Source organism: Clostridium beijerinckii (genome assembly GCF_036699995.1).
Taxonomy (GTDB): domain Bacteria; phylum Bacillota; class Clostridia; order Clostridiales; family Clostridiaceae; genus Clostridium; species Clostridium helianthi.
On record NZ_CP144906.1, the window covers coordinates 3895081 to 3917233 of the forward strand.

The following is a 22153-nucleotide window of genomic DNA, read 5'->3' on the forward strand; positions in this document are numbered from 1 at the left end:
ACTTCTTTAGAATCAATGTTATAGTCAAATGAATATTGATCCTTGGTAATAATTTTTTTAAGTTTCCACTTGTCTATTCGGTAATCTCAATTTATAGCCTCTTCTCCGCTATAAAATTTCTACATAACCTTCTGTACCATTTACACGAATCCACTCTCCATCTTTTATCAGTTTGGTAGCATCCTCTACTCCTACAACTGCTGGTAATCCATATTCACGTGCTATAACAGCTCCATGAGTCATGAGTCCCCCAATTTCAGTAACTAGACCTTTTATTGATACAAATAATGGTGTCCAGCTAGGGTCTGTAAATGATGTGACTAATATATCTCCAGCTTCTAACACAGCATCTTCCATGTTTAAGATTACGCGTGCTCTTCCTTCTATGACCCCAGAAGAAACAGGTAGCCCTGGAATCGCGCCAGCTGGAATATTTTCTCGCTTGTATTTACCTGTAATAATTTCACCATCAGAGGTCATAACACGTGGTGGTGTTAGCTTTTCATTTAATTTATGTTCTTCTTTACGCTTAATTATAATATCATAATCAAGTTCATTTGCGTGTACTACTTCACGAAGTTCTTCTAAAGTAAGGTAATAAATATCTTCTTTTTTATGAATAACGCCATCTTGTACGAGTCGTTCCGCTTCTTTCATTAAAGCCTGCTTATAAACAAAATATCGGCTAATCATGCCATATTTTGGGTATTCGCGATAACCTATAAAATTCCTGATCAAGTCGATATTTCGTTTTGTCTCTTTGGCCTTTTCTTCACCATCAGGTAACTCTCTTAGGCGACTTAATAACTCTTGTTCTTTATTCAAAGCTTCCTGTCGCCCTTGCTCAAATTTCTTTTTGCCAGCACTCGGCTCAAAGTTTTTGATATTGCTTAAAATCATAGGGACAAGTGTAATTGGTTTTTCGCTGAATCGAGTTCTAGTAATGTCGATTTCTCCACTGCAGCGCATTCCAAATTTCCTAAGATAAGACAAGATTGCATCCCTTGTTTCCTTCCCACCATGAAATTTAATCACTTCATCTAAAAAGTTATCATCTTTTACATGCTGCAAAAAATCAACTATTTCTGGATAAGGACGTATCACATCTGCCACATCCATTAATTCTAGACCCATTTCCGAAGTAATATTGTTTGGTACAGATTGAGAAAGGATATCGGCTGCATTTTTTTCACCTAACCACTCGTTCATCTTTTCATTAATCCAAAGCGAAGCATTTATAGCAGACATAAATACAGCTGTACTTTGTGGATCAAATAAAATTCTCTTTAACTCATTCGTATCTTCTAGAATAAAATCAATTAAATCTACCCCTGATTTCTTTTGGATATTTTGTTTTAACTCCTCTATGGATGATTGAGTCTTCTTAATCAGCTCAGAAACGATTGTCGGATCCAATTCCTTTTGTGGCTCTGAACCTGCAGCTGAGATACTTTTATTCCTTTTAATGTCACTCTGTTCCTCTTTATCATTTGGTAAGCATTTTATGAAATCTCGCTCTATTATGGTCATAATTGCGTCTTCTGTGAGAGGTTCAAGTTGTTTCATATTATTTAATAAGTTTTTTCTGCCATCTGGTGAAGCCAGCATTGGTGCCACATCAACAAAAAATCTTCCACCAGCCTTAAACCATCGGCCGAAAGATATCAACTCCTTTAAAGACATTCCGAGTGGCATCAAAGGATCGGTCATCATTTGTTGATGTCCCACAGATAAATATACATGTTTTTTTTCATTATTAGCTTCAGGAATTGGATATAAAGTAGTAATTGGTCGGCTCTGAACAATATAAAATGTATCGTGAGCCAAACACCATTCTATGTCTTGTGGGCAGCCAAAATGCTCTTCAATTCTTCTCCCCATATGTGTAAGTTTCAAAATCTGTTCATTTGTCAGCACTTGACTATTTTGAATTTCAGGCTCAATCTCCAACTTTTCGGTACCACCATCTTTTAAAGAATAGATACCTAGCTTCTTAGTAGATATTTTCTTATCTACTATTTTATCATTGCGTACTCTATAATTATCAGCATTCACTAATCCAGAAACCAAGGCTTCCCCTAACCCAAAGCTTGCATCAATGGACACCAATTTTCTATTACAAGTAACAGGATCAGCAGTAAACAAAATTCCTGCCGCCTTAGGGAATACCATCTTCTGAACAACCACAGAAAGGTGCACTTTATTGTGGTCAAATCCGTTTTGAATACGATAAATTACTGCTCTCTCTGTAAACAGTGATGCCAAGCACTTTCTGATATGTTTTAAAATTGATTCCTTTCCAATAATATTTAAATACGTATCCTGCTGACCTGCAAAAGAAGCTGTCGGCAAATCCTCTGCGGTTGCACTAGAACGTACGGCATATGAATCTTTTTCACCAAGTCTTAATATAGATCTTGCAATCTCTTCGTTAATAACCTCAGGTATAGTTATCCCTTCAATTACCTTGCGAATTTCACTGCTAATTTCTCTTATTTTTTCTATGTCTTCTACTCCAAAATGCGATAATTCATCTAATAAACCTTTAAGTTCTTCATTATTTTCAGTTATTTTTTTATACGCTTCTGTTGTAACACAAAAACCTTCTGGTACTAAAATTTCAGTAATTCTAGATAATTCTCCTAGATTAGCGCCTTTCCCTCCAACCATGGAAATCTTTGTTTTATCAATCTCCTGAAAGCTAAGTACATATGAATTCATACACATTCCCCTTCCTCTTTTAAGTCGGAACCCTGAGTAGTTTAATTCACTTGCTCACCCGCTTATACTTCCGTTAAAACCATTTAAACTTTTAATATATTTTCTATATACGGGTGAAGCAGTTTTCTACGAAGTGATTCTGTTCCTATGATACACAGAATAAGCACATATTATAAGCCTGTTATTTAAAAATTTCATATGGTATAATAAAGTTGAGGGGAATAGTTGATTTTTATAAATTAAAACATTTCACTCCTAGAAATTACTACTTTTTACTGCCATGTGATTTCTAAAGGATTTCTATCTACCAGTCTTTTAAAATTATAAAGTGGATAACCTACTAATAGTGCACCTGTTACTACCCTATCTTTAGAAATATTCAGCAATCTTAAAAGAGGTTCATATTCTGCCATAGAACAATATTCAAATAGTCCTGACCAGCAGGTTCCTAATCCTAATGTTTGTGCATATAATTGCACATATGTTAATGAAAAGTGTGTATTGTCACGACCAAGTTCTTTTTGTTCTCTTGGAGCTGTTGCAATCACTAAACATGGAACATCTCTTAATATGGTATCTTTGTTATCATTACGATACTGCTCTATTGTCGAAACAGTATTCTGTACCCACGGTGAATTCTTTAAAACACCATTTTCTATAGATTCCTCCGCCCAGTCAGCTATAATCGAAGTAATTTCATGTAGAATCTCATGATTATCAATAACATGATACGAAAGACCTTGAGAGTTGCAAGCTGTTGGTGCAAATCTAGCTATATTAAGAAGTTCACTAATTATATCTCGAGATACATCCCTTTTCTGAAATGTTCGAATAGATCTTCTTGATCTAAGAAAAGTGGCCGCAATATCTGAATCTATTAACTTTTCTTTTTGTATTTGCACTTGATTATCTAATGGAGTTTTTGTGCTGTCTAAAGCACCATTGGGACAAATAGCTACGCAATGACCACATTCAATACAAAGATCCTTGTCTACTTTAGGTCCTAAATCACTCATCACCAATGTTCCTCTACATATTTTCACACACAGACCACATTTGGTGCATTTTTCAGAATTAACTTTAATAAAATTATTCATACAATTCTCTCCTTCATCGTATTGTTTTACTTAATTTATATATTTTTAGGAAACAATATTTCTAAGCTAGCCACCATTCCCTTTAATATAGTGAAATGAAAATCTAATAATAGAATATCTGGAAGTCCAGTTTTATCAAAATCACCATCTATTTTAGCTGTAGCAACCGTTATGTAATACTATTTCTCTAATGATTATTTTATATAATCGATCTTTCTAACTATAACAAGCATAACCTGACCACATTATGTCAAGTTATAATCGCTGAATCAAAATGAATAAAATCCGCTGTATAACTAAGAAAATAAAATCACATAATATTGCATAATGTTATCAAATTAGAATTCCTATTTACCCACTTTCCAAAAGATAAAAGTATTAAATTATATGATACGACCTATCTCCCTATAATGATTTTGCTTAAGTAAATAAATACCATTCCAAAACTTGACGTGATGTCGTCAAGTTTACTTAATTATACTGATTAAGTAGATAAACTTATTTAAAGGGAGGTATTTTTAATTATGCAAAATACTTTATCATTTGATATTAATAAAGAACTTGAGGGTAAACGCGTACTTGTAACAGGTGGAACTAAAGGTATTGGTAGATCAATTGTTAATCGTTTGCTTAATGCGGGTGCAAAAATAATAACAACTGCACGAACTATGCCTAATGATTTGCCAGATTCTATAGGGTTCATTCAAGCAAATGTTAGCACACCAGAGGGTGCTGAGAGAATCATTAAAGAGACTCTTGAAAGACTTGGTGGATTAGATATTTTAATAAATAATGTAGGTGGTTCTTCATCCTCCACTTCTGGAGCATTAAGTTTAAGTGACGACGACTGGTTGCAAGCCTTTAACCAAAATCTTTTTTCAGCTGTACGCTTGGATCGTGGTTTTCTACCATCTATGATTAAACAACAGAAAGGTGTAATAATTCACATATCATCTATTCAAAGGAGACTACCTGGGATAATGACTATGTCATACTCTGCTGCTAAAGCAGCTCTAACAAATTACAGCAAAAATCTAGCTACACAGTTTGGTGGAAATGGAATACGAATAAATACAGTTGCTCCAGGTTTTACAGAAACAAAAGCTGCTGAGCGTCTTATTGAAAGAATGGCACAAAATTCCGGAATTGACTATAATGACGCACGTCAAGAATTAATGGATAACCTTGGCGGCATACCACTTGGTCGTCCAGCAAAGCCTGAAGAAATCGCTGAACTTGTTGCATTTCTTGTATCAGACAGAGCATCTTATATCACTGGTAGTGAGCATATTATTGATGGCGGAATAATAAGGACTATATAGTCTATAAAGACGATCTACTAAATAATTCAACATAGGCCTATTGTATTATTTAGTAATCACTTTATTAGTGTCAAGAACTTTGTAATCCTTGCTACTCGTAGCAGCTTGCATGTTATGAAGAAAATTCTCTTCTAAATCAATGGTCATTAAATCGCACAAACTACATTAAATATTCTAGGAGGTAAAATAATATGATCATAAACAATTTATTATTAAAATTAAAGAATAGAGATACTGATAGTATTAAAAAAACTCAAGAAATTCTTCTAAGCATGAGAGGAAAAATAGATGTTCTGATAGACATACAGGCAGAAATAAATATTCGTCCTGGTGAAAGTAATTATGATATAATTCTGATTACAAAATTTGCATCATTAGAAGATTTAGATAAATATCTTATTCATCCAAATCACTTAGAAGTTGCTAAATTTATTGGCAGTGTCTTAGATACACAAGCATCCGTATGTTATAGCTTATAAATAGTAACACAACTACTTACATTTAAAAATAATAGTTAGTATATTTAATACTAAAATAAGAAACTTATACCTTCCTAATTATCTTAAAAAAAGTTAATGTAGGAAGGTTTATTAAAGTTAGAAATTAATTACTAACATATCTTCATTATTAACTTTATAGAAAATATGAATATATATGTTGCAATAATAAATTTACATTTAAAATTTCAGTTAGATAGGCCATAAGTGAAAATCAAAATGTAGAAATCCAATTACAACATATATAGTATTATAGACCATTTAAATTTAAAAGTATGGTTATAGTTTTTTGCTTCACCATATAACCTCTAAATGAGAGTAGTATTAAATCCATTATATTCTTAATTTTTACTACTTAAATTACTTTTTGCTATTATTAAACCATTCAATTGTTGCTTTTGTTTAATTTAGCTTAAGCTTTTAATCTAATTAAATATATATATTTTTCCTTTATTTCTTCTAACTAAAACTAATTTCTATTTAGTTTTAGTTCAACATTTCTTCCATCGTAATCTTTAATTACAAACCTCAAATCTTTAGGATTATCAAAAGTTGTTATAGGAAAAGTTACTGTATAAATTGACTTATTATTTTCATCATCCATATAACCTACATTTCCTGTAACATTTTTGCTTACGCCCTTGTCATCAATAAGATAAACATTCTTAAATATATCTTTATAATCTAAATTCTTAGAAGGAGTAAACTTTAGTACCGTACCTGTTTGAGTCGTTTCTACAGAATTTACCTTAATCTCATTTTCAGTATTTTCTCCAGTAAAAAATATACTTTTATTATTTTTGAATTCACTATTTACATCTATGCTAAATTGCCATTTTCCTTTTATCTCCTTATCTATGCTATCATTTTGGTCATCAGTAGAATCAAAAGAAATTGTTTTTATATTTATATCTATATTATTTAGAACTGGAATATTCTTATCATCAGAATCTAGTATAAGATTATATCTTGCTTCCCCTGTATCTTTATTTAGAACTTCAAAGTTATCAGAACTCGAACTAATAACTCCCAGTACATTTTTATCAGAAAGGTCTTGATCGCAATATCCCTTAATTATTCTCCCTTTATCATCTTTTATTTCTAAATCCATATTTAACCATTGTAAATTCTTCTTTAAGATTTCTGGATTATCAAATTTTAAATCAAAGGATAAAGCAAATTTTGCTTTATCTATTACCATATGAGTTACTTGAATTCCTACTCCACTATCATTGACAATACCTTCATTTACTTCCTGTACATAGTTATGCTTCACTGCTTGTTCAAGTCCTCTATTGTCTCCAAATATCTCTGCATTTATGGTTGCAATTACTGATTTGCCTGCTAATGCCATTAAACATACTAAGATAAGAGATGCAGCTACTGAAATACGCCTTCTCTTTGAACTATTTTCTTTAACCTTATTAATCACTTTACAAAGTAACTTTCTTTTTTCTATATCATTAAATTCCAAGGAACTTAATTCATTATCAGTAATAGTAACATCATTTAATAGAACTAAAATTTCATCTTCATTAAAATTTGATTTCATTTTACTACCTCCCCCTCGCACTGAACATTTAGTTTTTCTGTAAGAGAATTCCTTGTTCTCCATAGCCTGTTATAAACTGCACCTTTTGATAGCTTTAATTTTTGGGTTATACTGTTTATATCTTCATCAAAAATGTATTTTCTTATGAATATTTCCCTGTCTGTTTTACTTTCATTATCTAGTAGCTCAAGTAATTCCTTCTTCTTTTCCTTTAGGATATATTCATTTTCAACATTATTAGAAGAAAATAAAAACTCATCTTCGATGCTTACATTATTTGTTTTCTTTAACCTTCTCTTATAATCTATAGCCTTATACTTACTGACAGCTAAGATCCAATTTTTAAAGGAAGCCTTCTCTGGATTATAAAGCTGATGCTTATTCCATACTAAGAGGTATATATCATTAAGACATTCCTTAGCACTTTCATAATTATCATTTCCTAAAACATTTATAACTACCTTAAAAACGAGATTTGAATAAGTATTTATTATATATTCTAAAGCCTTAGTGTTTCTTTTTTTAAGTTCTAATAAAACATTATCTTCATTGATAGCCATTGCTTAACTCCTTTCTTATCTTATATATTTCATCTATAAATACGGAGTAATAACGAGATACTTCACAACAAATAACAATTTTTTTGCTTTTTATGAATAAAAATACAGGATATTGCCCTTACATTGAACTATTATCCTGTATTTATAATACTATATATTTATTATTTGCAATGTTATTTTAAGTTGATTCATATTTATATGCTATTCTGTATATATCTATTAAATTAGGCACCTTCAAAAATTGCTAACATTACAGCTATTCTTTGAAGATGCCTAAATATATAAAATATGACGCTAGGCATTACCCTATAACGCTAAATTATATCTTTTTTAAAATATTCCACTAATTGAGTTTATTTTTTACCATTGTATATCGTTTATTAACTTTTGGTATCATTATATACCTTTTTAAATATCTATTCAATATATTTTATAAATTAAAAGAATAATGTTATAATATTAATCAACAACAATACTAAACGATAATGATTGGTGAGGTGCCTAAATGTTTACTGAAGAAAGACTAGAACAGATTTTAAATATACTTAATAAACATGGTAGAGTGAAAGTTAAAGAACTAAGTGAACAATTTAATGTTTCAGAAGGTATGATAAGAAAGGATTTACAAAGGTTAGAGAAAAATGGAGATCTTCAAAGGACCTATGGTGGAGCTATATTAAATAGAAAAATTTCTAAATTAAGCTCTATAACTACCAGAATGACAGTTAACTTAAATAGCAAAGAGTTAATATCTAAGAAAGCTTTTGAACTTATAGAGGATGGAGATATTATTTTTTTAGAGTCCTCAAGCATAAATTTTTTATTAGCAAAACTAATAGCTAATAGTACCAAAAAAATAACTTTGATAACTAATATGTCTATAATTCCACCACTTTTCAATAACAATGAAACCGTTGTATTAATATGCATAGGTGGTGTATATGACAATAGAAGCGGCGGAGTCTTAGGCTCAGAAGCCATTAAGAGCATATCTAAATATACTTTTAATAAAGGCTTTTTAGGAAGTTCCGGTGTAAATTTAATTACTAACAGCGTAGGTACTTCTATGTTAGAAGATGGTAATCTTAAAGAACTTATAGTTTCAACAAGTAAAGAAGCATTTTTGCTTGTTGAAACAGAAAAATTTAATACAGATAGTCTCTATAAATTTGCAACTATAGATGAATTTGATGCTATAGTTACAGATTCAAACATCACTAATGATATTAGAGAACAGCTGAATAATTTAACTGTTAAGCTATTATAAGATTTAATACATACTATAGGGTTCCACAATGAGAATTGAACTTACGTGGATATCAGCCGAAATCGAATATCCATATATTGTATGCTTTCTTTAATGTAGAAAAGAAAGCATACATATGTTTATGTAAACCAATTACATGTATGCTTCTAAAAATTTTTTGCGGATATACTATTTATGAAAAAAGTATTTTATTATACCCCATTTTTATATAACCAATATGAATAATAACATGGAATTACTACAATAACTAATAAAATAATTAGAGTTAATAAAGCACTTTTCATCTGCATACAACCTAAGATTATCATGCAAATACCGCCAAGTATCCAAAGATATCCTGCCATATGATGAGTTTTATTCCAATTCATTTCGCTATTTAATGTCCATGGTAATCTAATACCAACAGTATAATTTTGTTTGCATTTTGGTAAATAGTTTCCAACTGCTACAATAATAACTCCTACGACTACTGATGTAATAATTTGAATAGGAATTTTATATCCAAGTGCAATAAATAAGGTTACTGGTACTAATACGACTGAAATAATTGGAGCAGACCACTTTCCTAAATACTTCAATGCAGATGGTGAATTCATTTTCTTTGGATCATTATTAAGCTTAAAGTGTATGAAAATATTAATTATCGCCATTAAAACCGGCATTCCAAACGCTCCAACTGCTTTTGGCACATAATTATTTGGAACACCTGCATAATTAAAATGAATAGGCACTACTTCAGGTAATTTATCATATAATCCAAATGAAAGAATCAATGGCAAAAAACAAATAATAGTTGTAATCCATAAAATGTTATCTTTTTTCATCTTCATTGCCTCCAAATTGCGAAAACCAAAGCATTACTTCTTCAAATACCGATACATTGATTTCGTAATATATAAAATTTTTGTATTTTGTCTCTAAAACCAAACCTGCTTTTTTTAATTGAGATATATGATATGAAATTGTTGCACCTGTCATATCAAATTCTTTTGAAATTTCCCCAGCTGATTTTTTACCACTTTTCAGCATTACTAAAATTTCTCTCCGAACTGGATCTGACAATGCTTTAAAAGTTTCTGGAAACCCCAAATTATCATCTCCCTTTTATATTCTATTTAGAAATATTTCTAAATAGAATATATCAATTCTTATCTTCAAAGTCAATATCTATTTAGATTATTTTCTAAATAGATATTACTTAAAAAGGAGAACCTCCTCTATCTAGATTTGGTTCTCCCCCATTACTTTTTTATTTAATATTTATTGTAAATTCATCTCCAACTTTTTTATATTCATCAAATTTAGGTTCCTCACCACCTTCTTCTGGCATTTTTACTGCATAAGGTGTCAGAATTAATTTACCTGCCTTTTCACTCATATTTCCCACTAATACATTTTCATATTTTAATACAAACCAATTTTTTCTTCCTCTTGATAAATCAAATTCTACCTTATTCCCTAGATCATCATATCCTTTTAATAAAATCTTGTATGTTCCATTATTGACTGAATTATTAATGATTTTCCCATATACTTTTTTACCTAAAGCATTATCTGTATATTTTTCTAATATATATTTTTCTCCATTTTCAATATCAAATTCATAGTCAAGATTTACTGTTTTAGTATCTATTTTAAGTTTATCTCCATTAGTTTTAAATTCAAACTTCCAAGTTCCATTTATATCATCTTGATAATTTACTGCCATTTTAGAAAATATAATTTTCATATTTAAATCTCCACTTAAATCAATATCTTTTATTGAATCTAAGTCATATTCTAATACTTCTTGCGTAGTATTATTATCTAAATTTTTAATACCTCCGCTTGCTCCTGTAAATTTAACTTTCTTATTATTTATATACAGGGTCATTTCACTATCCCAAGTTTCGTAATCTTTTAAAATCCTATCTGAGCTAATATTAGTAGATATAACTAATTCATTATCATCTAATATTACCTCATTTAATTTGACATTTACTCCATTATCCATGACAGATTTATTAATCACAGTACTATAATCTTCTAAGTTCTTCTCTATTCCTAAGAAACTTGAAATACTTTCGCTAAATAAATTTATTTTTGATATGGCGTAAGCTCCCGTATTTCCAAAAGACATACCAACTAGTACTGCTATTATTGCAGCTACAGCTATTACTTTTCTTCCAACATTTTGTTTTCTACTCTTCTTTACAGATTTTCTAATATTCTTTTTAAGTAATTTCTTCTCAATATCATTAAAATCCTCTTTTTTATATTCATCCAAATTAATATTTGTATCATTAAGCAGACTATATACACTATTTTTCATACTTAACACCTCTTTTATTATTAATATTAAAAATATCTTTTATTTTCTTTTTTGCTCTAGATAGCCTATTGTATATAACTTCTTTTTTCATTCCATATTGGTTGCTTATTTCATCAATCTCCATTTCATCAACATATAGCTTATAAAGTAAATTTCTATCCTTCTCCTTTAAACATCCAAGCAGCGATTCTACTTCATTACTTAATTCATTTTCTAAATTCTTCATTTTAATACCATCATCACTGATATTTAAATCATCTATATTTTCATGTTGTAAGTCTTTTAAATACTTTCGTTTGTAATCAATGCATTTAAACTTACATATACCAGCCACCCAATTTTTAAATTCACTTTTACTTTCATCAAAGCTATTTATGTTGTTCCAAATTCCTAAAAGAATATCATTTATACATTCTTCTTGAATACTATTGATCCCATATAGATGCTTTCCTACAATAGATTTTATAATCCAACCATAATTATCAATAACATAATCCAAGGCTTTTTCATTCCTATTTCTTAATTCTTTAATATAATTATCTTCATTCACCTTCATTTTCTACCTCTTCCCATAAAGTGTAAACTTTTCAGGTGGAGTTTCATACTCCAGCTGAATTTAGTTGAACTTATCCCCTCAAGGGGTACAATGTCCAGAAGCGTGCAGCTGTTATCACCCAATTGAAGAATCGGGAATGATACAGATGCTCGCTATCGGATAACGCAAGCTTGCATTTAGTAAGTTTGTACTTACATATATTAATTCGTATAAAAAAAGAAAAATCTATCAAAATTATAAAATAATTTTAACAGATCTTTCTAAATTCTTTGATAATATCACTTTAATATATTAAATCCTATTTTGATTATATGATATTTGTTTATTAAAAATATAATTTCTCAAAGGTTTATAAAGGTTTATATATGTTGCGATTAACAATGCACATTTCACAATTCATAATTAGAGCTAAAATTCTTGCAATATTTTTGAAGTTATAATGAAGAATTATTTTTGCAATATATATGGCTTTAAGTGATCTTTTTTTCAATCATATTAAGTATTGCATTTACTACTATAGCTAAGCCTGCTGACATTAAGGTTCCCCATAGTATTTTAGCTGTATTTACTGTTCTAAGTCCGTCTAATAAGACACTTCCAATCCCGCCAGCATTAATAGAGGCCGCAATTGTAGCAATACCTATTGTAGATACTACTGCAAGATGGATTCCTGCAAAAATTGGCTTAGTGACTAAAGGTAATTTAACTTGAAATAATATTTGGCTTTTGCTCATTCCCATTCCAGTTGCCGCTTCTACAATGGAAGCATCGACATTATTAAGACCATCTATTGTGTTTCTTAGTAGTATGTACTGATTATAAAGTACTAAAACTATAATTGCAGTAACTTTACCAAGCCCTGTTATTGGCACCAAAATCGCAAATAATGCTAAACTAGGAATTGAATATATCATAGCAAATATATTAACCAGCAATTTAGATGCTATTTTTGAATAAGCCGCTAATATCGTTAATAATGCTGATAATATTATAGAAATTACTAAAGTAATTAATACAATTTCTATATGTCCTACAAATGCTTTTAATAATTTATCGGGATATTTTAATAAATAATCAATCATAAATTTTTAATCCTCCAAAAATACTTCCTGCCCTTTTGCAGAATTAATTAGTGATTTTACAAAATCATTTGCAGGATTTTTAGCGATATTTCTTGGTGTATCAAATTGCTGTATCTTTCCTTTATCCATTATTAACACTTTGCTTCCAAGTTTAAATGCTTCATTAATATCATGAGTTACAAACAGATATGTTTTCTTTGAAGTATTATAAATCTTTAATAACTCATCTTGAAGATTTATTCTATTTATTGCATCAATAGCACCAAAAGGTTCATCAAGCAGCATAACATCTGGATTAACTGCTAAAGCCCTAGCAAGTCCTACACGTTGCTGCTGGCCTCCTGATAACTGAGCTGGATATCTATTTCTAAACTCCTTTGGCTCAAGCCCAACAAGTTCAAGTAATTCATCTACTCTTGCTTCTATTTTTTCCTTAGGCCACTTAAGTATCTTTGGAACAGTTGCTATATTACCTGCTATGGTCATATGTGGAAACAGCCCAACTTGTTGAATTACATAACCTATTTTTCTTCTAAACTCTACTGGATCTTTACTACTAATATCCTCACCAAAAAATTCAATACTTCCCTTATGTGGATCATACAAGCGATTAATCATCTTAAGAAGTGTTGTCTTTCCACACCCTGAAGATCCTAAAATTGTAATGAATTCTCCATGTTCGATTTTTAGACTTACATTATCAACTGCGCTATATGCTGCTCCTTTAAATTGTTTATAAACATTCTTAAACTCTATTGCTATACTCATCTTGAATATCTCCTTCTATCTATTATTTAATAGAATCGTAATACTCCTTAGCTACTTCTTCGTATTCTTTTTTATCTACATCAACTTCTGCATTTAGTTTTGTTATCTTTTTAGTATCTAAGCTTGCACTAACTTTATTTAAAATATCAGCAATATCTGGATGAGCATCTAATACTGATTTTTTAATTACTGGTGCTAAATTATATGGAGGCCATACGTGTTTATCATCTTCTAATAAAGTAAATTCAGGTTTTACTAATTGACCTTCTGTTGTAGATGCTGGTGCAAGATCTGCTTCATTATTCGCTAACACTTCGTACTTTAACCCATTGTCATATACCTTTGTAGATTTAAAATCAAACTTTCCATAAACTTTCTCTAAGCCTGGAATACCATCTTCTCTCTTATCAAATTCACCTTGTGATGCAAATCTGATTTCACCTGCATGTTTTTGTAAATCAGAAATAGTTTTGATTCCAAGTTTATTTGCTACATCTGTACGAATTACTAAACCTTGTCCATCATTTGCAGGCGAATAGTCAAGCCATTCTAAATTAAATTGCTTTTCATATTCAGATTTAACTGTGTCATAAACTTGCTTTGGATCTGTAATTAAATCCTTCTTTAAAATCGCCAATAATCCAGTACCAGTATATTCTGGGTATAAATCAATTTCATCATTTACAAGCGATGTATGAATAACTGAGCTTGCTATATTAGGTACTCTTTCTACTTTATAACCTTTGTCTTCAAGAGCTAATGCATAAACTTCACCTACTACTGAATTTTCTGTAAAGTCCTTTGACCCTATGCGAATTGTATTTTTATCTCCACTTGAACCTTTGCTATTTCCGCAAGCAACAAGCCCTCCAAGTGTAACTGTAATTAATAACGTTCCTATGATTCTTTTAATATTTTTATTCATAATTATCACTCCCCAATCTAAATTAATCTTTATTACTTGTCTTTTAATGAGCTTATCTAAAGCTCATATGTGATTCTTTAATACTTTCACTAATCTATAATCATTAAGCGACTTAAAACTATATATTCGAATTAATATACTTATATCTAAGCAGATATTTTTCCAAACCTAACATAATTACATTTGCAAGCATTGAAAGAATTGCTACAGTAACACCACCTATTAGAAGTAAATCTGCTCTATTAAGTCCTAATCCAGTGAAAATAATGTTCCCAACTCCCCCGCCACCAATATAAGCAGCAAGGGTAGCACTAGCAATTATCTCAACCATTGCAGTTTTAATTCCTGTTAGCATAAGAGGTGCAGCTAATGGCACCTTTACCTTCCAAAAACTCTGTGCTTTTGACATTCCCATTGCCATTGAAGTCTCTATCATAAATTCAGGAATTGTGTTAAAGGCAAGTGCTGTATTTAATAATATCGGTGGTATTCCAAGTAATGCTAATGCAATAAGTGCTGGTTTAACACCTGTTCCTACAATAGGAATAAACATTATAAGAACAGCTAAGCTCGGAATAATTCTAAGAGTATTAAACCAAGTTGTTACCCATCTATACCAAACTTTATTTTTATTAGATAATATTCCAAAGGGAATCCCAACAATCGCTGCTACAAATAAGGATAGTAAACTTATTTCTAAGTGCTGCCCTATTGCCTGCAAATAATTATTCATATCCTTTTGAAAATAATCTATAATATTTTGCCACATATTCTCACTTCCCTTGTTGAAAAAGTATAATTCCTAAAATTTTTAAGTTCTTATAAAACCTTTGGTAAAAAGATTAAAAGTATTAACGTTCCTAAAAAAATATTATACGGCTCCTAAGTCAAAGATACATTGAATTGTGCTTAGGCTTAATAGATAATAATATATAATTCCTATCTTTGTAAGTATATACGACATATTCAAAATTATTATTGTAATTATTGAATAAAATTTGTAACTGTTCATCTATCTTTGATTGCTTAGTCTATCATTAATTATTAGAAACTTTCCTCTTTTCTTCCAATAATTATATCATATAACATATTTCCATGCAAACTTATGTTCCCAGAACATAAGTTTGATTTATATAAAAATATTGATTATCTAATGTTCTCTATTCATCTATTGAATCAAGCGCATGCTTAAGATCTGCTATTAAATCCTCTGCCTCTTCAATTCCTATTGATAATCTTAAAGTATCATCATATACTCCTGCTTTTTCTCTTTCTTCTTTAGATTGTCCAAAATGAGTTGATGTTGCTGAATGTACAATAAGTGATTTTGCATCTCCCACATTTACCATGTAATCAAATACTTTAACTTCTTCAAGGACTTTTCTTGCTGCCTCTATTCCACCTTTTAATCTTATAGACATTATTGCGCCTGGACCCTTAGGAAAATATTTTTTAGCTAACTCATGATACTTATTACTTTTAAGTCCTGGGTAAGCCACTGAAAGAACTTTCGGATGACCTTCAAGGAATTCAGCCACCTTTTGCGCATTAGCTGCATGTTCTCTCATTCTTAAAGATAAAGTTTCAATTCCTTGCAATAAATAAAACGCACTAGTTGGGCTTAAGTGTGCACCTAAATCAGTTAAATATCTGATCCTAAGCCTCTTAGTAAACATGGTTTTATCCAAAACATCTTTACCTATCGTATCTTTATATTCATCATAAAATTTTTCAAACTGAGGGAATTTCCCATTTAGCCAATCAAAACCACCTTTTTCAACTACAGCTCCTACAATTGTTGTCCCATGGCCTGCAAGGTATTTAGTTGCAGAATAGCAAACAATATCCGCTCCATATTCGAATGGTCTTAATAAATACGGTGTTGCAAAAGTATTATCAACAATTAATGGTATTCCATGTTCATGAGCTAGATTAGCTACAGCTTCAATATCGATTATATTCATACCAGGATTGCCAAGGCTTTCAATATAAATTGCCTTTGTCTTTTCTGTAATTACTTTTCTGTATGATTCTATATTATTTTCATCTTCTACAAACCTTCCAACAATTCCGTAGTCAGGTAAAATGCTATTTAATAAGGTTGTACTTCCTCCATATAAAGTATTAACAGCTAATATTTCATCCCCTGATTTTGCGATATTCAAAAAAGTATTAGATATTGCTGCCATTCCTGAACCTAATGCAATTGCTTCTATGCCTCCCTCAAGTGATGCTAATCTTCTTTCAAGTACCGTATTAGTTGGATTTGAAAATCTTACGTAAGAATGACCTTCTTCAGAATAATCAAATAATCTAATACATCTCTCAAAATCCCCAAGTTCAAAAGCTGCTGTTTGGTAAATTGGAACTGCTTTTGATCTATAATGTTCTGCTGGATTATAACCTGCATGTAATTGTCTTGTAGTAAAACCTAACTGATTATTTTTATATGCTTCGTAACTCATTTTAATCCCTCTCTTTTAATTTAATCACATTCAAAATATATCAAACCGTATTCCTAAACTTTTTGAACCATACTTAATACTCAATGTTTATTTAATCGCTCCCTATATAAACAAAAGCACTTTCTTTGTTAACTCAAAATATATGGTGTATCTTCAAGCATATTATTTTCTTTCCTGTAACTTAAGCGCCTTTGTAGGACACGAATTTGAACAAATTCCACAGCCTACACATTTTGAAATATCTGTTTTTATTACTCCATCAACCTTAGTAAATACATCAAAATGACATCTTTTTATACAAGCGCCACACTTAATACATTTATCTGAATCAAGTTCAATGATTTGATTTGTTTTTGGCCAAAATCCACTGCTATTTCTTTTCTCCTGGCTTCTAAATAAATAACAGCAATCTCCGCAACAATTACATATACCATTTGAATTAACTGTATGCATAAGACCTTTCTTATCAGCATTTTTTACTATTTCTTTTGCTCTTTCTTTATTTATTTCTTCTGATAAACCTCTATGTGCAAATGTATTAATTCCATTTCTATACGTAATACAGGTTTTAGTTGGTTTTCCACATTCTCCTCTAAGGCTTCTACAATCACAGTAATTTAGATAAACAGGTCTATCCTGAGTATCAATAAATTCTAACACTTTATTAAGTGGTAAGATTTCATCCTCTGTAGGCCTTACACTAAAATCAAGATCTAGCCCATCATAATAAGCCTTAAAATACCAGGCATCCATAGCAAGTTGCTCTTCCTTTGGAATGCTTCTATAAACCTCTTGCTCAGATATTGAAAAAATATCTAATCTACTATAAAAATTTGCTATTTTATATGTAGATGTTTCTTCATCTACAAGTGAAATAACACCTCTTTTATAGCTATTTTTTATAAACGCCTCTGAATTTTCATATATAATTTTCTCTATATCCTTCTTAGTAAATGCATGCTTATCCATCTTATCTACAAATTCAATTTCTTCTTTAGTAAATATCTTGTTGATGAACGGATAAGCCACCTCTGGTATTTGAAATTTCCTAATAAAATTTTGTAAATCCATAAACACATCCCCACAGCCAAATAATTTTTTTGATAGTGCCTATTGCCTAAAATAAAACAAAAAAGATCGCAAAACTCCCTAAGCAGTAAAAGTCCAAAAAAGACTTAACCACCCTAAATTTCTACGATCTCTAGCTTTCTAGTCAATCATTTCTTATTTATTTTTATTAAGCATATATTATAATTATATTTATTTTTTAATTCATACTAATTTTATACGATTACTTTTTTTTATCAGTATATTCTCTAACCTATATTTTGTCAATAAAAATTTTGGTTAGAATTTACTTTATAAAATGAATATGCCATACATCTGGATACATTAACTATATCTCTTATGCAACGAAACCCAATCAATCATATTGCTATTTTTACATACTCTTTTTATTTCATTTCTAACTTCCATTAGCGCAAATCCAAGTAAATTTTCCCCGCGCCATAATTCTGGATTTTTGATATTAACATCCTCCTCAGACATTTGTATTCCCCATACATTATCATATGGACTTGCCTCTACTAATATTTTATCCCCTGTGGAGAGAAGAAATGTTTTTAATCTTTCATTTTGCATGAACTTATTATAATTTCCATTTATGACAATTGAATATTTAGCTTTATTCCAAATTTCTTCATCAAAACCTCTTACTTTACGTCCAAAGCTCTTTATTTCCTTAGGATCATAACTATTCATAATTTTTTCTTCTATTTCTTTGTCTCCAAAAAATCTAGCTTTTTCTGCCATCATATATTGTTCCATAAATAAATATTCAGTATGTCCAATATTGAACCTGCTCTTCCACCACTGGCTAAAGCAAGACTTTGTAATCCCCCCATCTTTTTTAGGATGATGCCCCCAGAAATAAATATATTCCAAGTTCTTTCTATCTTTATAATCTGAAATAAGGTCATTTAAATCATATTCAGGCTTGCCATCTTTTTGCCAAGTGTATGTCCAATAATTATTGTATTCATAAATATTATCTTCTCTTTCCCATCTTTTAGGCTCTGGAAACATTTCTTTATACTTTTTCTTCTCATCCTCTTCTAATTTATTAAACCATAGGTAAAAATCTATAGCATATCCTTCACCATATCCCATTCTCCATCCAATACTTCCATTTGGGATTTCAGGATACATTAACCATAGCGGAGCCATTAATAGATTTCCATTTTTATTTTCCATAATATCTTTCTCCTTACATCTCTGCTTTTATATAATAAAACATCACTAACTAATTCCTCATCAATTGCATTAGCGACTTTTCCTCATTGTTCTCCATTATTAGTATATAAATTTATATTATCCTTTATCTCAAAGCTGATAAACTCTCAGTTGGATATCTTTAAATCTTTCTTGATTAATGCTTATCTTATTTATGTATAGAACTAAGAATTCTTTTTAATATAGATCTTTATAGCCTTAATTAATAAGACAAGAGCATATATTCCTAGCACACATAAGATTAATACTAAAATTCTAAATATAATCCCTAGGATTGCTTGTACTATTAGACTACTCATTACACACCTCCTGTAATTATAATTTGTTTTTCATACAAATCATTTTCTTTTCCGGAACACCAATATCATTTGCAATAACATCACATTTAGTCATTAAAAGAAAATAGATCTTTTTCTTTTCTTCACTCAAACATTCATAGTTAGCTTGCCCTTTAGCAATTACTACATCAGCCTTTTTATAGACTTCTTTAAACTCATGACTTGTCCTATCTAGAACCGTTCCAAGAGAGCCATCCCCATTATCAATAACCTCTGCATATTCATCAATTCCTACAGCATATGCGTCTTCAGCTATAGAGTCATTTACAACAGGTTTACCTCGTACTCCAAAGAATATTTTAATATTAGGATTTAGTTCTTTTATTTTTTTCAAAAGAATCTTGTCCATACATATTTCTCCACAATTATCACCTAAGTATAATAATGTTTTTGAATTTAAAATATCTTTCGCTAGCTCTTTAGAATCATCTATTGCAAGTTCTAACTGCTCCATTTTTTCAAAATAATCAAATATATCCTCTAATAATGTATTGTGAATAGGATTGAAATCTATGATATTACCAACAATGGCATACCTTACTGCTAATTGAAACGAATTTTCATCTTGCTCAATCTTCCTTTCAAATTCAGGTAACAGTTTTGAAAATAATGTATTATAGTAATTTCTAGTTTCTTTATATGGATCTTGATTATTAGTATGTTCTTTTATCATGCCAAAAATTTCTCCAATAATTTCTGGTGTAGTTGCCTCAAAATCCATTTTACTGAGATATGTAAAAACTTCCTTCAATAACTCTTCCTTATTGTTAACCCCTGTAATATTTGCCACTTTAATAACTTGGTTGACCATACACGGCAAGCATTTATAATGTATTTTCATAATTGCACCTCTTTATTTCTAAATAATTTAGCAGTTTAAACTACCCTACAAATTACAATTTATCTTTTAGCTAATGATAGTAAATCTTATAAATACCATTCTGTTTAATTATAAAAAATGTATTTCATTTATAATTCTAAACCCTATCTTTTGATTATTAACCCAATTGATATATGAATAATTTAAAGTTTAAATTATAACAAACTTCATAATTCATATAAACCAGTTACTTTAAAGAATTCTCTAATATACTAAAAATTATTTTTTGTACCGTTAAGACTTATCTTATATCCTAAATTTACAATTAAGTTATATAATATGTTTGTTTTAGATTTTCTTATTCTCTTATAAATAGATTTTAAAGAATAAAACTCTCTCCTAAACCACATATAGCCTTCAAACAGCTCTTCTGCACTCATATTTTTAGGAATAAAAGCTACTCTAGTTTTTCCATTGTAATAGCTCCAATCCTCTGTTATTAATCTATTTTCTTCTTTTAACTTTGAATATACTGGTGTTTTAGGGAGAGGAGTTAATATACTTACAGTAGCTCCATCTATTCCTAGCTCATTGCAGGCATCAAGAGTTTTCTTGAATACATCCTTTTTATCTGTATCAAATCCAAATATTATTCCTGCTTGTACACAAATTCCATTATTATGGATTTTATCTATCATGCTTTTATATTTATCTACATCATTTATACCTTTATTTACGCTTCCTAAACTATCCTGTGAAAAAGATTCTATTCCTACAAAAAAGTATACACAGCCAGCCTCTTTAGCTAATTTTAATAATTCATCATCTTTACATCTCTCTAGCGTTACTTGTGCTGCCCACTTTTTATTAATTTTTTTCAATTCTATCAGTAATTCTTTCACAAAATTTATATCCCCAAAGAAATTATCATCCCAAAATACAAAAAACTTACTTTTCATGGTCTTTATCTCAGAAATAACTTCTTTAATAGGCCTTGTTCTAAACGGCTCACAATAAATTTGCTTTAAATTGCAATAACTACAATTATAAGGACATCCCCTCGAAGAAATAACTGCCCCTTTTGTAAAGTATCTTTTATGAATTAGATCTCTTCTTGCTATTGGCATATTTTTTAGATTAGGTACTTCTTCGCAAATATATTCTGGTTTTGCTTTATCCTCATAGAAATCTTCTAAAAATTCTGGCCATATAATTTCGCCTTCTCCCACCATTATATAATCACAATGTTTTTTTACCTCTTCTTGTAATAATGTTGCATGAGGACCTCCCATTACAACTTTAATATTCTTATCCATAAACTTCTTCGATATATCATAACAATGGGCAGCATTTGATGTGTTTACCGTTATTGCAACCAGATGAAATTTTTCTTCAAAAGGAACTCTTTGATTATATTCATCAACTAGAGTTATTTCATATTTATTTTCATCTATGAAAGCTGCTAAGTAAAGCATAGTTATCTGAATAAAATTGTTAAATTGATTTTTTCTAAATCTATTTATTTCCTCATTCTCAGGTGTTATTAAAAGTATTTTTTTCTTCATACCAAGCCCCCCCAT

21 protein-coding genes are annotated in these 22153 nt (G+C 30.0%); 3 read left to right on the forward strand and 18 right to left on the reverse strand.

All coding sequences use genetic code 11. The annotated features are described in order from the left end of the window. Positions 1 to 108 precede the first annotated feature (108 nt). Together ppsA and PZA12_RS17985 are read right to left on the reverse strand one after the other, a co-directional pair. Positions 109 to 2721, reverse strand: coding sequence for a phosphoenolpyruvate synthase (gene ppsA, locus PZA12_RS17980; protein WP_103698042.1), 2613 nt, complete (start codon positions 2719 to 2721; stop codon positions 109 to 111). A 272-nt stretch (positions 2722 to 2993) separates the two neighbouring features. Beyond that, on the reverse strand, positions 2994 to 3818 hold the full coding sequence (locus PZA12_RS17985; protein ID WP_103698041.1) for a nitroreductase family protein: 825 nt from the start codon (positions 3816 to 3818) through the stop codon (positions 2994 to 2996). Positions 3819 to 4342: 524 nt separating this feature from the next. Here PZA12_RS17985 and PZA12_RS17990 point away from each other — a divergent pair. Both PZA12_RS17990 and PZA12_RS17995 read left to right on the forward strand, forming a co-directional pair. Beyond that, positions 4343 to 5140, forward strand: coding sequence for an SDR family oxidoreductase (locus PZA12_RS17990; RefSeq protein ID WP_103698040.1), 798 nt, complete (start codon positions 4343 to 4345; stop codon positions 5138 to 5140). Positions 5141 to 5331: 191 nt separating this feature from the next. Next, positions 5332 to 5619, forward strand: a complete 288-nt coding sequence (locus PZA12_RS17995) for a Dabb family protein (protein WP_103698039.1) — start codon at positions 5332 to 5334, stop codon at positions 5617 to 5619. A gap of 487 nt (positions 5620 to 6106) precedes the next feature. Here the strand turns inward: PZA12_RS17995 and PZA12_RS18000 are convergent, their stop codons facing one another. After that, entirely contained in the window at positions 6107 to 7189 is a 1083-nt protein-coding gene (locus PZA12_RS18000) for a DUF4179 domain-containing protein (RefSeq protein WP_103698038.1), read from the reverse strand. Further along, entirely contained in the window at positions 7186 to 7749 is a 564-nt protein-coding gene (locus PZA12_RS18005) for a sigma-70 family RNA polymerase sigma factor (protein WP_103698037.1), read from the reverse strand. Before PZA12_RS18005 ends, PZA12_RS18000 begins: the two co-directional genes overlap by 4 nt. Positions 7750 to 8254: 505 nt before the next feature. Here PZA12_RS18005 and PZA12_RS18010 point away from each other — a divergent pair. Then, positions 8255 to 9016, forward strand: coding sequence for a DeoR/GlpR family DNA-binding transcription regulator (locus tag PZA12_RS18010; protein WP_103698036.1), 762 nt, complete (start codon positions 8255 to 8257; stop codon positions 9014 to 9016). A 191-nt stretch (positions 9017 to 9207) separates the two neighbouring features. On the opposite strand, the gene PZA12_RS18015 is transcribed toward PZA12_RS18010, so the two are convergent. The 14 genes from PZA12_RS18015 to PZA12_RS18080 all read right to left on the reverse strand — a co-directional run bounded on the left by PZA12_RS18015 (position 9208) and on the right by PZA12_RS18080 (position 22138). Next, positions 9208 to 9840 (reverse strand): SdpI family protein, encoded by a 633-nt coding sequence (locus tag PZA12_RS18015; protein ID WP_103698035.1) that lies wholly within the window; start codon positions 9838 to 9840, stop codon positions 9208 to 9210. Next, positions 9827 to 10105, reverse strand: coding sequence for an autorepressor SdpR family transcription factor (locus PZA12_RS18020; RefSeq protein ID WP_012059708.1), 279 nt, complete (start codon positions 10103 to 10105; stop codon positions 9827 to 9829). The genes PZA12_RS18015 and PZA12_RS18020 overlap by 14 nt, the downstream gene beginning before the upstream one ends. Before the next feature lie 160 nt (positions 10106 to 10265). Beyond that, positions 10266 to 11327, reverse strand: a complete 1062-nt coding sequence (locus PZA12_RS18025) for a DUF4179 domain-containing protein (RefSeq protein ID WP_103698034.1) — start codon at positions 11325 to 11327, stop codon at positions 10266 to 10268. Continuing rightward, positions 11317 to 11883 carry a sigma-70 family RNA polymerase sigma factor gene (locus PZA12_RS18030; RefSeq protein ID WP_103698033.1) on the reverse strand — a complete coding sequence of 189 codons (567 nt, stop codon included), beginning with the start codon at positions 11881 to 11883 and terminating at the stop codon, positions 11317 to 11319. Before PZA12_RS18030 ends, PZA12_RS18025 begins: the two co-directional genes overlap by 11 nt. A 470-nt stretch (positions 11884 to 12353) precedes the next feature. After that, complete coding sequence (locus tag PZA12_RS18035; protein WP_103698032.1) at positions 12354 to 12965, reverse strand: ABC transporter permease; 612 nt, start codon at positions 12963 to 12965, stop codon at positions 12354 to 12356. A 6-nt stretch (positions 12966 to 12971) separates the two neighbouring features. Then, on the reverse strand, positions 12972 to 13733 hold the full coding sequence (locus PZA12_RS18040) for an ABC transporter ATP-binding protein (RefSeq protein ID WP_017210444.1): 762 nt from the start codon (positions 13731 to 13733) through the stop codon (positions 12972 to 12974). Between the two features lie 22 nt (positions 13734 to 13755). Continuing rightward, complete coding sequence (locus PZA12_RS18045) at positions 13756 to 14658, reverse strand: glycine betaine ABC transporter substrate-binding protein (protein WP_103698031.1); 903 nt, start codon at positions 14656 to 14658, stop codon at positions 13756 to 13758. A gap of 118 nt (positions 14659 to 14776) precedes the next feature. Then, positions 14777 to 15427: an ABC transporter permease gene (locus tag PZA12_RS18050; protein WP_103698030.1), complete on the reverse strand. Its 651-nt coding sequence runs from the start codon at positions 15425 to 15427 to the stop codon at positions 14777 to 14779. A 391-nt stretch (positions 15428 to 15818) separates the two neighbouring features. Continuing rightward, complete coding sequence (locus PZA12_RS18055; RefSeq protein WP_103698029.1) at positions 15819 to 17123, reverse strand: O-acetylhomoserine aminocarboxypropyltransferase/cysteine synthase family protein; 1305 nt, start codon at positions 17121 to 17123, stop codon at positions 15819 to 15821. Between the two features lie 162 nt (positions 17124 to 17285). Continuing rightward, complete coding sequence (locus PZA12_RS18060; RefSeq protein WP_103698028.1) at positions 17286 to 18194, reverse strand: 4Fe-4S binding protein; 909 nt, start codon at positions 18192 to 18194, stop codon at positions 17286 to 17288. Between the two features lie 321 nt (positions 18195 to 18515). Then, entirely contained in the window at positions 18516 to 19376 is an 861-nt protein-coding gene (locus PZA12_RS18065) for an NADAR family protein (protein ID WP_103698027.1), read from the reverse strand. Between the two features lie 203 nt (positions 19377 to 19579). Beyond that, complete coding sequence (locus PZA12_RS18070) at positions 19580 to 19714, reverse strand: hypothetical protein (protein ID WP_271813349.1); 135 nt, start codon at positions 19712 to 19714, stop codon at positions 19580 to 19582. A 16-nt stretch (positions 19715 to 19730) separates the two neighbouring features. Beyond that, positions 19731 to 20594, reverse strand: a complete 864-nt coding sequence (locus PZA12_RS18075; RefSeq protein WP_103698026.1) for a damage-control phosphatase ARMT1 family protein — start codon at positions 20592 to 20594, stop codon at positions 19731 to 19733. 251 nt (positions 20595 to 20845) lie between these two features. Further along, positions 20846 to 22138 carry a B12-binding domain-containing radical SAM protein gene (locus tag PZA12_RS18080; RefSeq protein WP_103698025.1) on the reverse strand — a complete coding sequence of 431 codons (1293 nt, stop codon included), beginning with the start codon at positions 22136 to 22138 and terminating at the stop codon, positions 20846 to 20848. Between the last annotated feature and the right edge of the window lie 15 nt (positions 22139 to 22153).